Source organism: Flavobacterium sp. LC2016-23 (assembly GCF_009674775.1).
Taxonomy (GTDB): Bacteria; Bacteroidota; Bacteroidia; order Flavobacteriales; family Flavobacteriaceae; genus Flavobacterium.
In genome coordinates, this window is sequence record NZ_WKKE01000005.1 from 214,032 (window position 1) to 229,174 (window position 15,143).

The following is a 15,143-nucleotide window of genomic DNA, read 5'->3' on the forward strand; positions in this document are numbered from 1 at the left end:
AATTTTTAAAATTCGTATTTAGTTAAGGGTTCGTCGAAGAAACCTCCAACACTTTTCCGTTAAAATATTTATTCCCATTAAGCGTAAAATCATAAATATAAGTGGCCATTCCCTCTGCAGAAATAGGTGCCTGATAGCCCGGAAAAGCTTCCTCAAGCATTTCGGTCTGAACAGATCCTAACGCCAGCACATTAAATGAAATTCCTTTTTCTTTGTATTCTTCCGCCAATAATTCGCTTAGCGTAATCACAGCGCCTTTACTGGAACTGTAAGCGGCTAAACCGGCAAATTTCAGACTTCCTCTTACCCCGCCAATGGAACTGATCGTTACAACGTGACTTCCATTCTGAAGATACGGGAGACAAATTCGGGTAAGATTGGCCACGGCAAAAACATTTACTTTGTAAATACTTTCAAAATCAGCCTGTGTGGTTTCTGCAAAGGGTTTCAAAAGCAAAGCCCCCGCATTATGCACTACCGCATCTACATTTTTCCAGGCAGAAGAAAGGAAATCTTCTACCTTATATAATTCTGATTCGTTTGATAAATCGACAGACAGACAGGTTACATTTTCATGTTCTAAAAGGGCCTGAGGTATTTTTCTTGAAATAGCCAGGACTTTATTTCCTGCATTTGCAAACTGCAGGGCCAATTCATAACCGATGCCTCTGCTCGTTCCTGTTATAATAATATTTTTCATGAAGCAAAAATAAGCAAAACCCTCAAAAAGAACCGTTAATTCTTCATGGTAATTTCCTGTGTCTTAGAATTTGCAATCTGAGTTACAGCAGGCAAAAATTCCTGTATAAAAGAAGTCATGTGAGGGATGTCCATCACTTTAAATTCATCGGAAGGGTGATGGTAAAATTCAAAATTCTCAAAGTCAAAAGTACTTATCGACTGACAAGGCTTTTTGAAAGCTTCGTAAAACGAATAATTATCCGACCTGTAAAACAATTTATATTCGGCTTCCTTTGGCAGGAATCCGATTGTTTTTTTACCAGTATACTCATTTATTTTCTCGGCCATATTCGATTTATCAAAACCTGTAATGTAGGCCAGATAATCCCGTTTCATGGGTACACCGATCATTTCGATGTTCAGCTGTGCGTATAAATTAAAGTTTTGAACCTTCAGTTTTTCCACTAAACTTTTAGACCCAAGCAATCCTTTTTCTTCTCCTGCAAAAAACACAATAAGAATACTTCGTTTATTCGATTTTGTTTCGCTGAAATATTTCGCCATTTCGGCTACGGCTGTTACTCCGGAAGCATCATCATTTGCCCCGTTATTGATCACGTCCTCTTTTTTATTTTTATCTACACCAATATGGTCGTAATGAGCGCTCAGCACCACAAACTCTTTTTTAAGTTCCGGATCAGTTCCTTCCAAAACCCCGACAATATTAAAGGCCGGTGACTTAAAATTGGTCAGCGTGTCGCGATAGGTTTTAAAATAAGGCTTTACGTTATTTTTCTTAAGAAATTTTTCCAGGAATTCAGCTGCTTTCTCAATTCCTTTGGTTCCCGTTTCGCGGCCCTCCAATTCATCTGAAGAAAGGTATTTTAAGAAATCTGAAACGTTTGATTGTTCTACTTTATAGGCAATCTCAACAGGTTGGGAATTTACTTTAGAGGATTTGTCGTTTACGATTGAAGTATTCGATTTACAGGCAAATAAAACAAACGGAAGCAGAAAGTATAATTTTTTCATGAATAGAATTTTAGCTTCAGAAGCTACGATTCCAAAGCAGTTGATTTAAAATATTTTTTATACACCTTAAATACCTGAATACTTCCCATGATCATAAAAAACAACGGAATAAATACAGGCATTACATACTTTGAAAATGGATTTGTTTCATGAAAAATAGTCTGTAAAAGTACAATCAGACTTAACATTCCTGAAAAAACACCCGCCAAAGTTCCTGCAATATAATAATATTTTAACTTTTTTTCGATCGTAATATACTTTGCATTAATTAAATATAAATTCCAGCTCGTCCAGAAAGGCAATTGCAAAAAATTAAAACAATTCAGCAGTACACCAATTACGAATGGAGAATACATTAAATACGAATTCAGCTGATTACCCGAACCTGATGCATGGTGTGAATTTGAATAAAAGAAATAGGCTAAAACGAACATAAACAGGACCGCAAAAACATCTATAATCTTCATCAGTTTTTTATTTTTTACCAGTCGTTTTGCAAACAGCAGTGTAAAATAAATCACAAAAGTTTCTACAAAAACAACTCCAAACAAAAAGAAAATTAAATTAGGAAACCCTGATCGGGAATAAATTTCCAGTCCGGCCAAATTGAGATAGCCCAACGGAACAGAGCCAATAAAGCTAACCAGAAATCCAACTGATATATTTTGCACTCTTTGCAGCATACTTAAAAATTTAAAATTTTACTGTTCTGAACCTGATGCAAACGATACTCCTGCATGCCGGTTTTATAATCCAAATATGGAAAACCTCTTTTATTATTGGCCACACTGATTTCGTACATATACGTAATGTGCCTTGCCAGTTCTTTCCAGGCAAACCAGATAGAATGTTTCGGATCGTAGATATGGGTCGGTTCGCTTGCCGCACCATTTAATTCGACAATCTGAAAATCTTCCCCTCTTTCCAGGGCTTCAAAAGAATCGTACATAATATCAAATCTTCCAAAGTAAAACTCCGGAATCTGCGCACAAATCTCATTGATGGTTTGGGTAAGTTTTGGGGTAATCCAATGACTTCCATCTAAAAATTTGGCACCACGTGCATGATTCCCAAACGGAACCAAATTGAATGCTTCTCCTGCTGCTAAAATTTTATGCAGCAAATCGCCATATTCCTCCTGTAAAGCATCAAGCTGGAATTGAAATCTTGGCGTTTTATGAATCAACTCTTCAATTGTTGAAACGCCGTCACCTACCACTGTCAGAAATTCCTTTGAAACGATTCCTGTAATCCTGCCCTCTTTTTCGTTTGGATGGCGCACGTAAAAGATACCCACTTCATTTTTGTAAGGAATCAAATCCTGAAGCAGGAAATCGAAATTGGCTTTTTCCATATAACGTTGTAACTCCGAAACAGTGTGAATTTTTTTCACTCCCGAACCGCGCAAACCAATATCCGGTTTTGCAATTAATGGAAAATGAATTTCTTTCTCTATAACCTGCTGAACAATTTTTTTCAGATCCGTATTTTTAGGGATCAGAATCGTTTTCGGGTAATATTTTCGAGGAATCAAATCATAAATCTGCTTTTTGCTTTCCATAATAAATCCTCCATTTTTAATTCTTGGATTGGAAGCATTAAAGAAGAAAACTGACCTTGCTTTGATGGCATAATACGCCCAAAGAAAATAGATCGGAATATACACTACCTGAAACGGCCAATATTCCCAATTTGCGATTTTATGAAAAAAGAGTTTCATCTTATATGATTTTAAATACTAATAAATGCGGTCGAAAATTCCTGTTCCTGAACTAAGTCATGATAGGCGATTGCCCTTTTGTTCTGTCCGATTACCACTTGTGTGATGCTTACTGTTTTCAAAGTATTTTCCCGATTGATAATCAGTCCGTTTTCAGAATCATTCCCTTCCGTATTGCGATGAAAACCGAGTATATCTGAAGCTGAAATTTCATTTTTATCTTTCAGGAAATCAAAAAACCAACGGGAGCGTTTCTTTCTGACATCAGCCGGATACAAGGTTACAGAAGACCAAATATGATTTTGCGTTTCATCTAAGTATGTACTTCTTTTGGTCTTACCATCCCAAATCAGTTCATACAATTTTTTGTCCTGATACAAAACAAGCGTAAAGGGCTCAATATCTTCGAGATTAATGACTCCCCAAAAATCCTTTGGAGAATCGCTGCCAATAATATCCAGGGCAATTAACCCACGGCTTCTTCTGTACGAAAACCGAACCTCATGTTTGGTGATGCCGCCATTCAGAAGTACTAAAACAGTTCCGTCTGCATCAGCTGCAAACCAGGTTCCTCCGGCTTTCTGATCTTTAGGATATACCAGATTTTTACCCTTACAGTTATAGCTCCTTGGCGGAATTGCACTGGGGCGAATCACCTTCTCATCACGGTTCGAGGTGATAATTACCGTTTCATTATGAACTACAAAACTTACTGTACACATTGGTTTCTATAGGCTATGGTGGAACGTGCCACACCAAAATTTTCATTCAGTAAAACATCCTCCATTTGTAAAACAGCTACTTTTATCAACGCCTGATGGTGAATGCAATGTTCCAGGTTATACAGCAATTCCCGGTAATAATTACTTTGAATCCTAAAAGTTAATCCATCGATCATTTGTTCTAAATAGAGCGGTTTATTTTCTTTTTGCAACCCCGCTTTAATATCAAGGATACATTGTTTTGCAAACTGGGTTTCGGTCTGAATGCGTTTATTGCGTTCTCTGTTATCATAATTTAAAACTCCCTGTTCATAGCTGTTTTCAAGACATTGAAACATTTCAAGAATATGACGGGTATGTTCGCCTATAGTGGAGTCACTCAAAGCCGCACACGATTTTGAATACGACTGGTCAGACAATTGATTTAACAAATTTGTTAACTCCTCTAAACTGTGGTTTATAGATTTTAGCAGCATAATTATTTCGTTTTTAAAAGGTTCATAATTATATTTTTACTTCGATAAAGTAATATCAGGCAACAAATTAATGTGATTAGGGCAAGGGAAAAAAGCAGACCGGAGTCGCCTTGAACTTCAATTCCTAAAACAAATAAATGCGAAAGGACAGCACCCGTCATAACGCCACATCCGCCTAAAGCGCCGAGCCAGGTCGTTTTTGGAATTAAAAGTAAAACCACAACAATCAATTCGGCAATTCCGGAACCGATTCTTCCGTAAGGCTCTATTCCTAAAGTCGAAAAAATATAAATGCTTTCGGGCGCCCCTGTAAATTTAAAATACAAAGTCTGCAGTAAAATGACCGCCGCTGTTATTCGCAGCACCCATGTTATCAATTGTGTTTTCATAACCTTATTATTTGTATATTTTTTTCCAGTTCACTTCTGCTTTGGCTTTCAGATTGGATTCGTCTTTATTCCAGCTTTTGAGCGTATTATTAAAATAGGCATTGTAAAACAAATAGAGTTTCCCGTCTATGATTTTAAACGTTTCCGGGTTTATCGCTACTTTTTCACCGTCGCTTCCCATGGCATAAGCACACCAGCCGCCATATTGCGGTTCAAAGCCGGCAGGATTTTTCAGAAAAAGTTCCTTATTGGCCACGGATGAAAACTTATAGGTAATACCCATATAAGAAGCCGTCAGCTCATTTTTACCTTTTATCGCTTTATTTTGTTTAAAATAAGCCACAGGATCATATCCCTGAATGGCCACTTTATTTTCTACATTGTACTGACTGATTCTTTTTGTATCATTTTGCGAAAATACATTCGCTGATACTAAAACAAATACTATTAAAATTAACTTTTTCATCTTGATTTTATTTTAAGGTTTTTAATACTGAAACTAATAATTCAGCACTTATACGTTGTTTAAAATCAGGCGAAACGTATTCGAACAAAATGTCCCCATTTGTGTTTACTACAAAAACAGAAGGCACAGGTAAAAAATTCGTGTTCATTCCATTAGAATGTACGTTGATAACTGATTTATAGTTTTCCGGAGCTTCAAAAGCAATCCCGAATTCTTTGATTAAGGCTCCGTCTGCATCGGACAGCAATGTATATTTTACTTTATCCTTTTCCGCTGTGATCTTTAAATTTTCGGGAGAATCGGGACTTACTGCAACAATCTGATAGCCTAAATCAAGAATTTGTTTTTCGGCTTCAGCCAGGGCAGCCAGATGCAGGTTACAATACGGGCACCATCCGCCGCGGTAAAAAACCAATACGGTTTTCTTTTTACTGATCAGCTCAGAAAGACTTACAGCTGCATTATCTGGTGATTTTAAAGTCGAATTGGGAATTTTCTCCCCAATTAATAAGGGAGCAATATCTGTTGCCGTTTTTGCAACTGCATTTTGTGCATTTGCAACAGTACTTACCGCTGCAAACAGAATAAAAAGTGCTTTTTTCATAGTGTATAATTTTAGTCTTTTATGATGATGTAAAACTACTGTAGTATGAAAAAACAATTTGTCGGCTAATTTACACTTGAGGCAAAATAGTTTATAATTGGGTGATATCCTGTATAATAATCTCTTTTCGGGTATAACTTAAAAGATGACTGGTTTCCATCTCATTCAGCAATTGGGTAGCTGTCTGCCTTGAAGTACAGATAATCTGGGCAATATCATTTTGGGTCAGATAATTTTCAATCATAACCGAATTACCGTTTCTGACACCTTCCTGTTCTGCCCAGTCTTTCAGGAACTGATACAATCTGGTTTTGGCATCTTTAGAAATTAAATTGGCATAACTGTTTTTGATACGCTTCATTTTCAGCCCAACGAACTTCGTATATGAAAGTGCCAGTGTTGGGTTTCGCAGTAATAAATCTTCAAAATCAGACATTAAGAAACTGCAGATCGCAACATCATCAGAAAGTACTTTGGCATATTCGTTGGCTTTATCATCGGTTTCCAGCGTCAGTTCTCCAAACAAATCTCCTTTTTGGATAATATCTTTTATGGTTTCGTTTCCGTCTTCGTCAACGGCAACAATTTTGATATTGCCTTTTTTAAGCAAAAAAATACGGGGCACCTCAGAAGATGAAAAATAAATGATTTCTCCTTTTGATGCTTTCTTAAAACCTGTAATAATACACAATTGTTTGATCTGACTAAAGCTCAGGGTCCGAAACAATTTGTGATCGCGCAAATACCAGTATTTTAAATCTTCATACATAAAAAATAGAATTCAGTTGGTGTAAAAGTAATTAAATTTTCATCTCAAAAACAAAACCCTTTTGAAGTCTGCACTTCAAAAGGGTTTTTTATAAAATTATTTTAGAAGATATTATCCTGCGATAACCGATCTTGAAATTACAATTTTCTGAATTTCAGAGGTTCCCTCGTAAATTTGGGTAATTTTGGCATCACGCATAAAACGTTCTACATGGTATTCTTTCACATAACCGTTTCCACCATGAATCTGAACGGCTTCAATAGCCGTGTCCATTGCCACCTGCGAAGCAAATAATTTAGCCATCGCACCACTCACATCATAATTTTTATGCTGGTCTTTATCCCAGGCCGCTTTCATGCACAAATGACGTGCTGCTTCGATATTCACTGCCATATCGGCTAATTTAAAAGCAATAGCCTGATGATTGCAGATTTCTGTTCCAAAAGCTTTACGTTCTTTTGAATATTTCAAAGCCAGTTCGTAAGCTCCCGAAGCAATTCCCAAAGCCTGAGAAGCAATACCGATACGCCCTCCGGCTAAAGTTTTCATGGCAAATTTAAATCCGAAACCATCCTCACCGATTCTGTTTTCTTTAGGAACTTTCACATCACTAAACATTAAGGAGTGGGTATCGGAACCGCGAATTCCCATTTTTTGTTCTTTTGGACCAATAGAGAAGCCCGGCATATCTTTAGTCATAATCAGGGCATTGATTCCCTTGTGTTTTAATTCCGGATGCGTTTGAGCAATTACCAAATAAACAGAAGCTGTGTTACCATTGGTAATCCAGTTTTTCGTACCGTTAACAATATAGTGGTCTCCCATATCAACAGCAGTAGTTTTTTGCGAAGTGGCATCACTTCCGGCTTCCGGCTCGCTTAGACAAAAAGCACCGTGAATTTCACCTGAGGCTAAGCCCGGTAAATATTTTTGTTTTTGCTCTTCTGTACCAAATTCCTGCAATCCCCAGCAAACCAGCGAATTGTTTACGGACATCACTACTGAAGCAGAGGCATCTACTTTTGAAATTTCTTCCATAGCGATGACATACGAAATAGCGTCAAGTCCGCTTCCACCGTATTTCGGATCAACCATCATTCCCATGAAACCCAATTGTCCCATTTTTTTTACTTGCTCTGTCGGAAAAATTTGCTTTTCGTCACGCTCGATAACACCTGGCAACAATTCGTTTTGAGCAAAATCTCTTGCAGCCTGTTGAATCATTAAATGCTCTTCAGTAAGATTGAAATCCATATTCTTTGTTTTTGTTGTTTTGTTTTTTTTGAAGCCCTTTTTTATTGAATAAAGGCTTCCAAAGATAATTTTTAAATGCGAATTAACAATGCGCGCATATCATTTTAAGAAATTATCAGCGATCACGATAACGTTTTCGTAATTCTGTTGAATTTTAGTTCGATCGAGACCTGTTTTGCAACGTTTTTAGCAAAATTTAAGAGTTAAATTATCAACTAAAAACAACCGTCTGTAAATACCCCAAATTATTATAATCTCAAAAAAACCAAAAACGACAAAATCACGTATATGTACGTAAAACAACTCTTACTATTTTGATTATGAATAGCCTAACCGCTATAAAAAAACGTTTTAGTAAAAAAAAAATACTAACTTTAAATAGTCAAAAATTATAAATTACATTATTTTTGCCCAGAAAAAATAAATTATTGATAGCGTATGAAAAAGATTTTACTAGCATTTACACTCCTTTTAAGTTTCCAATTTTCAACTGTTTCTGCACAGAATACATTAGAAGTTAATGGTGTTACAGTTCCAAGAAAAATTGAATTCCAAAACAAGACTTTACAACTTAACGGTGCCGGCGGAAGATCAAAAATGTGGTTGGAAGTTTATGTACAGGCTTTGTATTTATCTCAGTTAAGCCAGGATCCGCAATTTATTATCGACAGTGATACAGAAATGGCCGTTCGTATCGAAATTACATCCTCTATGGTTTCTTCCAATAAACTGACAAAAGCGATGAATACCGGTTTTGAAAAATCAGCAGGAAGCAATCTTGAAGAATTGCGACCAAGAATTGAAGATTTCAAAAAGCTTTTAAGTGATCCTATTACCGAAAAAGATATATTTGTTTTAGCCTACAATCCTTTTGATCAGACTATAAACGTGTACAAAAATGAAACTTTGAAAGGAAAAATTCCTGGATTTGATTTCAAAAAAGCATTATTCGGCATCTGGCTTTCTAATAAACCAGTGGACCAAACCTTAAAGGAAAACTTACTTGGGAAATAAAATTTCCTGATTTTAATACCTTTTAAAGCCGGAAACGATAACGTTTTCCGGCTTTATTTTTGGGTTTAAAAAAAATGGAGTCCAAATACATTATTCGCATTATTCTATTTTATACTTTTACGCAAAATAAACATATCACAACAAAATGAAAGATTTATTACAGCAATTTGAAAATAAGGAACCTGAAATTGTTTTTAACTGGAAAGATTCTGAAACAGAAGCAGAAGGTTGGACAGTAATTAATTCACTTCGTGGAGGAGCCGCAGGTGGAGGAACAAGAATGAGAAAAGGCCTGGATATGAATGAAGTTCTGTCTCTGGCAAAAACTATGGAAGTTAAATTCTCCGTTTCTGGTCCTGCAATTGGTGGTGCTAAATCCGGAATTAATTTTGATCCGAATGACCCGCGTAAAAAAGGAGTTTTACAGCGTTGGTACAAAGCAGTTTCGCCTTTATTAAAAAGTTACTACGGAACTGGCGGAGATTTAAATGTTGATGAAATTCACGAAGTAATCCCAATGACAGAAGAATGCGGGGTATGGCATCCGCAGGAAGGTGTTTTCAACGGACACTTTAAGCCTACTGAAGCTGACAAAATCAACCGAATTGGTCAGTTGCGTCAGGGTGTTATCAAAGTAATCGAAAACCCTAAATTCTCACCTGATGTTACCCGCAAATATACAGTAGCCGATATGATTACGGGGTATGGCGTTGCTGAAGCTGTTCGTCATTTTTATGCTACCTACGGTGGTGATATAAAAGGTAAAAAAGCAATCGTACAGGGATTTGGAAATGTAGGCTCTGCAGCTGCATTTTACTTAGCTGAAATGGGCGCAAAAGTAATCGGAATTATTGACCGTGACGGCGGATTGATCAAAGAAGAAGGTTTTTCTTTTGAAGAAATCAGAACGTTGTTTTTAAATAAAGACGGAAACAAGCTGGTTGCCGATGCCATGATTCCGTTTGATGAAATCAATGCTAAAATCTGGACCATTGGTGCTGAAATTTTCACACCTTGTGCTGCCTCAAGACTGGTAACCCAAACTCAGATTGACAGCTTAATTCAAAACGGACTGGAAGTTATCTCCTGCGGTGCGAATGTTCCTTTTGCCGATAAGGAAATTTTCTTCGGCTCTATTATGGAAGAAGTAGACAGCAAAGTAAGTCTGATTCCTGATTTTATTTCAAACTGCGGAATGGCGAGAGTTTTTGCTTATTTCATGGAGAAAAAAGTTCAAATGACAGATGAGGCTATCTTTAATGATACTTCAGAGATTATAAAAAATGCGATTGTAAAAGCACACGCTCTAAATCCATCCAAAACAAATATCAGCGCAACAGCTTTTGAAATTGCACTGAAACAGTTAGTATAATTTTTTTATACTTCATTTCTAAACGAGCCAAATTATTCCTGGCTCGTTTTTTTTTTGCAACAGATTCAAGGATTTATGAGTTTTTTTTTTTCAAGTTCTGTGCTAAATTTCTCTCGCAGATTTGGCAGATTGAGCAGATTTTCTTTTTTTAAATAATTTTTAAAATAGATCTGCCAAATCTGCGAAAACAAAAAATATTCACAAGATGAAAAAAAAACTTTGCGAGCTTTGCGAAAACCCTGGCGAACTTTGCGGTTAAATTCCATCCCGACTTTGATTCTAAACAATTTTTAGTACTTTTAAACGTTTATTTAATACAATTCCAAAATTCAGAATCATAATGAGCTCAGCCAGTTCTTCCGATAAAAAGAAATCATTATTAATCTCGACTGTCATTTATGCAGTAATTTTACTATTGTTGTTTTTTATCCGTTTCTGGCCTCCTTACAATCCGGAAAACAATGCGGCACTTGCTGCAGGTGGCGGCGGTGGCGGCGTGACCATAAATTTTGGGGACAGTGATGTCGGATCAGGAGCCAATTACAAAAGCGAGGTGCTGAATGTAAAAAACGAAGCCAAACAAACGCCTGCAAAAGCAACCCCTGAGGAATCCATTATAACTCAGGAAAACACAACAGAAGAAGAAACTGTCACTATTCCAGTAAAAGAAAAACCTAAAAAAAATACCCCGGTTGAAAAGCCTGTAACCAAACCTGTGCCTGAGAAACCAAAAGTTTCCAGCTCTACCAATGATGCCTTATCAAGTATTTTAAAAGGATCCAACAAAGGAGGAGACGGCGATGACAAAGCGGCGGGAAACAAAGGAAAAGCAAACGGAAGCTTAGGCTCTAACGGCTACTACGGAAGTGGCGGCTCCGGAGGAGGAACGGGCGGCGGTAACGGAACCGGAAATGGAGTTGGTACCGGAAGCGGTTACGGAGCCGGAAGCGGCGGAGGTTCGGGTGGCGGATCAGGTTATTCCCTCGGAAACCGAAAAGCATTGTCTAAACCTGCCCCAAAATATACGTGTAACGAAGAAGGGAGAGTTGTAGTTGAAGTTACAGTGGACCAAACCGGAAAAACCATTAGTGCAACTCCGGGAATAAAAGGAACAACCAACACTGCAAGATGCTTGTTAGATCAGGCTAAAATTGCTGCCCTGAATACTAAATGGTCTCCCGATGATAATGGAACTGCCAAACAGGTTGGTAAGATTATTTATAATTTTAGTCTGGATTAAAAACACAGATTTCACGAATTCACAAGAATAGTTAGAATTAAAATAGAAAAGGCTTTCTGATATTTCAGAAAGCCTTTTCTATTTATATGCCTAGTTTGTCATTTCGAGCGAAGGGAGAAATCACACTAGTAACTCGACAAAGATTGGATTTTCTTTAGAGAGTTACTGACGAAGATTACTTCTTGCGTGAAAATGATAAAATTGTGCTACAATTTCATCATTAAGATTGCTTCGTTCCTCGCAAGGACAAGACGGTGTTATTTTTTTTCGCGTGAGGGATAGAAGCTGGCTACCGAAGTAGCGCGGATAGCCCGACCGCAATAAAAAAATGGGCGAATCAACATCATGCGGATTAGCCCATTTTTTTATTGTGGTCACGCCCTAATAATCAATCTTACTTTGGACTCGTAGCAATCACAAACTTCAGATTGTTCTTCACTCCTATTTGCAGTACATCTACTAAATCCTGAACCTGCAAATTAAACGGAATACGAACGACAACAGTCTGTTGTTTATCGGCACCAATTTTAGCCATTAAGGAAGTCTCCAGGTTTTCAAAATCTACGGGTTCCTTGTCGATGTAGAATTTTTTATCTTCCGTAACGGATAAACTGATGAGTTGTTTATTCGTTTTTTCATTGGCTTTGGCTTTTGGCAAGGTCATCTTGATCACATTAGGATTTGCCAGCGTTGAGATAATTAAGAAAAACAACAGCAGGAAAAACATAATATCACTTAACGACGAAGTGGCTACCTCGGCATGAAATCTTCTTTTTCTTTTAATAGACATACCTTATGCTCTTTGAATTATATTGACAAATTCTAATATTTGCTTTTGAATTTTTAAGGCAAAATCATCAATTTTTCCGTTCAGTAAGTGATAGGCACTATACGCAATAATACCCACAATTAACCCGGATCCGCTACTGATCATTTTTTCGTACAAACCTCCTGAGATATTACCAATACTGATATTCTCCGTAACCGAAATGCTGTAGAAGATCTTAATAACCCCGGAAATAGTTCCGATAAAACCTAAAGTTGGTGCGATACCGGCAATAAGTCCTAAGTGACCTAACCGTCTTTCCATTTCACCAATTTCAATATCAGCAGCACGATCCATGTTGGATTCGATTTCAGCAATTGGCCTTCCTATGACTAAAACACCTTCTTTGAGGATATTTCCGGCAGCGGTATTGCTTCTTTCCACGATGGTTCTGGCCAGTTCAATATTTCCCGCATTCAGCTTATCCCCTACATCCTGCATTAGTCTGCCGTCAATTTTAGACGCTTTGCTGATGTATAAATAACGTTCTATAATCACGTAAAAAGTATAAAATAACAAAAGGGCAATCGGTATCAGAAAAAAACCTCCTTTTAAGATAAATCCTAAAACAGAGATTTCGGTATTGGGAGCAATTTTTTCGACTACTACGTTAGATGCGGCGTTTGCGAGAGTATCTGCCTGTAATTGAATGAAGCTTAACATATTTTAATTCGTGTTTTTAATAATTAATTCTAAAAAATATTTCAATTTTGCACTAAAGATAATTTTCATTGTAATAGTAAACTAAAAAAAAGGGAAATTATTTCAATTCATCACTACTTTATCAAATAAAATGAACTATCAAGAGACCACCAATTGGATGTTTAACCAATTGCCCATGTATCAGCTTCAGGGTGCTTCGGCGTACAAAGAAGATTTAACCAACATCAGGCTTCTGGCGGAACATCTCGGCCATCCCGAACGTGACCTAAAATGCATACATGTAGCAGGAACCAACGGAAAAGGCTCGACCTCGCATATGCTGGCTTCGGTTTTACAGGAATCGGGGTACAAAGTCGGATTGTACACGTCACCGCATCTCAAAGATTTCAGGGAACGAATTAAAATAAACGGTATTGAAATCTCAGAAGATTTTGTCTGTGAATTCGTTGCTAAACACAAAGAGTTTTTTGAAGCTAACGACATGAGTTTTTTCGAAATGTCGGTTGGTCTGGCTTTCGATTATTTTGCCTCCGAAAAAACAGACATCGCCATTATAGAAGTGGGACTTGGCGGACGTCTGGACGCTACTAATATTATTACTCCAATCGTTTCGGTTATTACGAATATCGACTTAGATCATACGCAGTTTTTAGGCAACACCACTACCGCAATTGCAGGAGAAAAAGCCGGAATTATTAAGCCGGACGTTCCCGTTGTCATTGGAGAATATACAGAGGAAACAGAAGCGGTATTTTTAGCGAAAGCCAAAGAAAACAATGCCCCCATTTATTTTGCTGCCGATTTAATCTCCGGAGTTTTTCCGTCTGATTTGCTTGGCGATTATCAGTTTCAAAATAAAAAAACAGTTCAGCAGGTTGTGGTGGTTTTAAACTCAAAAACTGATTTTAAAGTTTCTATTGATCATTTAAAAAACGGTTTGCTAAATACCGTAAAAAATACCGGTTTACAAGGAAGATGGCAGCAGTTGGGCCAAAATCCGAAAATAATTTGCGACACGGCACACAACCAACACGGACTTACCGTAGTGATGAATCAGATTAAGAAAGAAACTTTCGACAAACTGCATATTGTTTTGGGTGTGGTCAACGACAAAGACCTCGATGCTATCCTGCCCCTTTTTCCGAAAAAAGCGCAGTACTATTTTTGCCGACCGGATTCTTCCAGAGGCCTCAGTACCGAAATTTTACAAAAAGCGGCTAAAAAATACGATTTACAAGGAGAACAATACGATTCTGTTGGCGCTGCCTTTCTGGAAGCAAAGAAAAATGCGGGCCCAAATGATTTTATTTATGTGGGCGGAAGCACTTTTGTAGTGGCGGAACTGCCTCTGAATTAAACGAAGGCCAAATCCCTGCAAAAAGCGGAAATTTTTATGCTTTATAATAAATTCAGCACCAGCGAGATAGAAACATTCCTGAAAAAACTTTAAATTTTTACAGTGTTTTCTTTGGAGAACTCGAAAACTAACGTATATTTGCACTCGCAATCACGAAACGATAGCAGCCTAGTAAAATAGGGCGATTAGCTCAGCTGGTTCAGAGCACCTCGTTTACACCGAGGGGGTCGGGGGTTCGAACCCCTCATCGCCCACCGAGAAACTCCTTAAGAAATTAAGGAGTTTTTTTTTATGCTTTATATTTTTTCACATCCTTAGGATCAAGGATCAACACGAAAACCTGTGGAGTAACAAAAATTAAGCATAAATATTAGTTAGTCTAAAAAGGAAGTATTCTATATTCCTAACACCTCTGAATTTTGATCTGAATGCTTTTATTTTAGCATTGAATGATTCTGCAGAGGCATTAGTGCTTCTGTTCTCAAAATAGTTTAATATGGTTTGATAATGATTCATAATTGTACGAGAGATTGTGCCGAAAGACTTAAACCCGGATTG

General features: G+C 37.3%; 18 protein-coding genes and 1 tRNA gene. 5 read left to right on the plus strand and 14 right to left on the minus strand.

Translation table 11 applies throughout. From position 1 onward, the window contains the following. Window positions 1–22: 22 nt before the first annotated feature. The 11 genes from GJU43_RS06205 to GJU43_RS06255 form a co-directional block, all read right to left on the minus strand. On the minus strand, window positions 23–700 hold the full coding sequence (locus GJU43_RS06205) for an SDR family oxidoreductase (protein ID WP_154339920.1): 678 nt from the start codon (window positions 698–700) through the stop codon (window positions 23–25). A 35-nt stretch (window positions 701–735) separates the two neighbouring features. After that, window positions 736–1,713 carry a M20/M25/M40 family metallo-hydrolase gene (locus GJU43_RS06210; protein ID WP_154339921.1) on the minus strand — a complete coding sequence of 326 codons (978 nt, stop codon included), beginning with the start codon at window positions 1,711–1,713 and terminating at the stop codon, window positions 736–738. Window positions 1,714–1,736: 23 nt separating this feature from the next. Further along, a complete protein-coding gene (locus GJU43_RS06215; RefSeq protein ID WP_229655009.1) occupies window positions 1,737–2,396 on the minus strand; it encodes a hypothetical protein in 660 nt (219 codons plus the stop codon). Window positions 2,397–2,398: 2 nt separating this feature from the next. Further along, entirely contained in the window at window positions 2,399–3,433 is a 1,035-nt protein-coding gene (locus GJU43_RS06220) for a D-alanine--D-alanine ligase (protein ID WP_154339922.1), read from the minus strand. 11 nt (window positions 3,434–3,444) lie between these two features. After that, on the minus strand, window positions 3,445–4,155 hold the full coding sequence (locus GJU43_RS06225; RefSeq protein ID WP_154339923.1) for an NRDE family protein: 711 nt from the start codon (window positions 4,153–4,155) through the stop codon (window positions 3,445–3,447). After that, on the minus strand, window positions 4,143–4,631 hold the full coding sequence (locus tag GJU43_RS06230; protein ID WP_154339924.1) for a DinB family protein: 489 nt from the start codon (window positions 4,629–4,631) through the stop codon (window positions 4,143–4,145). Before GJU43_RS06230 ends, GJU43_RS06225 begins: the two co-directional genes overlap by 13 nt. Window positions 4,632–4,633: 2 nt before the next feature. Beyond that, entirely contained in the window at window positions 4,634–5,020 is a 387-nt protein-coding gene (locus GJU43_RS06235; protein WP_154339925.1) for a DoxX family protein, read from the minus strand. Window positions 5,021–5,027: 7 nt separating this feature from the next. Continuing rightward, entirely contained in the window at window positions 5,028–5,486 is a 459-nt protein-coding gene (locus GJU43_RS06240) for a YHS domain-containing (seleno)protein (protein ID WP_154339926.1), read from the minus strand. Between the two features lie 7 nt (window positions 5,487–5,493). Then, window positions 5,494–6,090, minus strand: a complete 597-nt coding sequence (locus tag GJU43_RS06245) for a peroxiredoxin-like family protein (protein ID WP_154339927.1) — start codon at window positions 6,088–6,090, stop codon at window positions 5,494–5,496. Between the two features lie 91 nt (window positions 6,091–6,181). After that, on the minus strand, window positions 6,182–6,859 hold the full coding sequence (locus GJU43_RS06250) for a Crp/Fnr family transcriptional regulator (RefSeq protein WP_154339928.1): 678 nt from the start codon (window positions 6,857–6,859) through the stop codon (window positions 6,182–6,184). A 111-nt stretch (window positions 6,860–6,970) separates the two neighbouring features. Beyond that, window positions 6,971–8,113 (minus strand): acyl-CoA dehydrogenase, encoded by a 1,143-nt coding sequence (locus tag GJU43_RS06255; RefSeq protein WP_154339929.1) that lies wholly within the window; start codon window positions 8,111–8,113, stop codon window positions 6,971–6,973. Window positions 8,114–8,551: 438 nt separating this feature from the next. Between GJU43_RS06255 and GJU43_RS06260 the strand changes: the two genes are divergently transcribed. The 3 genes from GJU43_RS06260 (at window position 8,552) to GJU43_RS06270 (ending at window position 11,739) form a co-directional block, all read left to right on the plus strand. Further along, the gene (locus tag GJU43_RS06260) at window positions 8,552–9,127 is read left to right on the plus strand and encodes a chalcone isomerase family protein (protein ID WP_154339930.1); all 576 of its coding nucleotides are present in this window, start codon (window positions 8,552–8,554) and stop codon (window positions 9,125–9,127) included. Window positions 9,128–9,272: 145 nt separating this feature from the next. After that, window positions 9,273–10,499: a Glu/Leu/Phe/Val dehydrogenase dimerization domain-containing protein gene (locus tag GJU43_RS06265; protein WP_154339931.1), complete on the plus strand. Its 1,227-nt coding sequence runs from the start codon at window positions 9,273–9,275 to the stop codon at window positions 10,497–10,499. 340 nt (window positions 10,500–10,839) lie between these two features. Next, window positions 10,840–11,739, plus strand: a complete 900-nt coding sequence (locus tag GJU43_RS06270; RefSeq protein ID WP_154339932.1) for an energy transducer TonB — start codon at window positions 10,840–10,842, stop codon at window positions 11,737–11,739. Between the two features lie 394 nt (window positions 11,740–12,133). Here the strand turns inward: GJU43_RS06270 and GJU43_RS06275 are convergent, their stop codons facing one another. Together GJU43_RS06275 and GJU43_RS06280 are read right to left on the minus strand one after the other, a co-directional pair. Beyond that, window positions 12,134–12,529, minus strand: coding sequence for a biopolymer transporter ExbD (locus GJU43_RS06275; protein ID WP_154339933.1), 396 nt, complete (start codon window positions 12,527–12,529; stop codon window positions 12,134–12,136). 3 nt (window positions 12,530–12,532) lie between these two features. Then, a complete protein-coding gene (locus GJU43_RS06280) occupies window positions 12,533–13,228 on the minus strand; it encodes a MotA/TolQ/ExbB proton channel family protein (RefSeq protein ID WP_154339934.1) in 696 nt (231 codons plus the stop codon). A gap of 130 nt (window positions 13,229–13,358) precedes the next feature. Between GJU43_RS06280 and GJU43_RS06285 the strand changes: the two genes are divergently transcribed. After that, window positions 13,359–14,585, plus strand: a complete 1,227-nt coding sequence (locus GJU43_RS06285; RefSeq protein ID WP_154339935.1) for a folylpolyglutamate synthase/dihydrofolate synthase family protein — start codon at window positions 13,359–13,361, stop codon at window positions 14,583–14,585. 179 nt (window positions 14,586–14,764) lie between these two features. Then, window positions 14,765–14,839, plus strand: a tRNA-Val gene (locus GJU43_RS06290). A gap of 103 nt (window positions 14,840–14,942) precedes the next feature. On the opposite strand, the gene GJU43_RS06295 is transcribed toward GJU43_RS06290, so the two are convergent. Further along, on the minus strand, window positions 14,943–15,143 hold a 201-nt coding region (locus GJU43_RS06295; RefSeq protein ID WP_195760025.1), incomplete at its 5' end, for a transposase.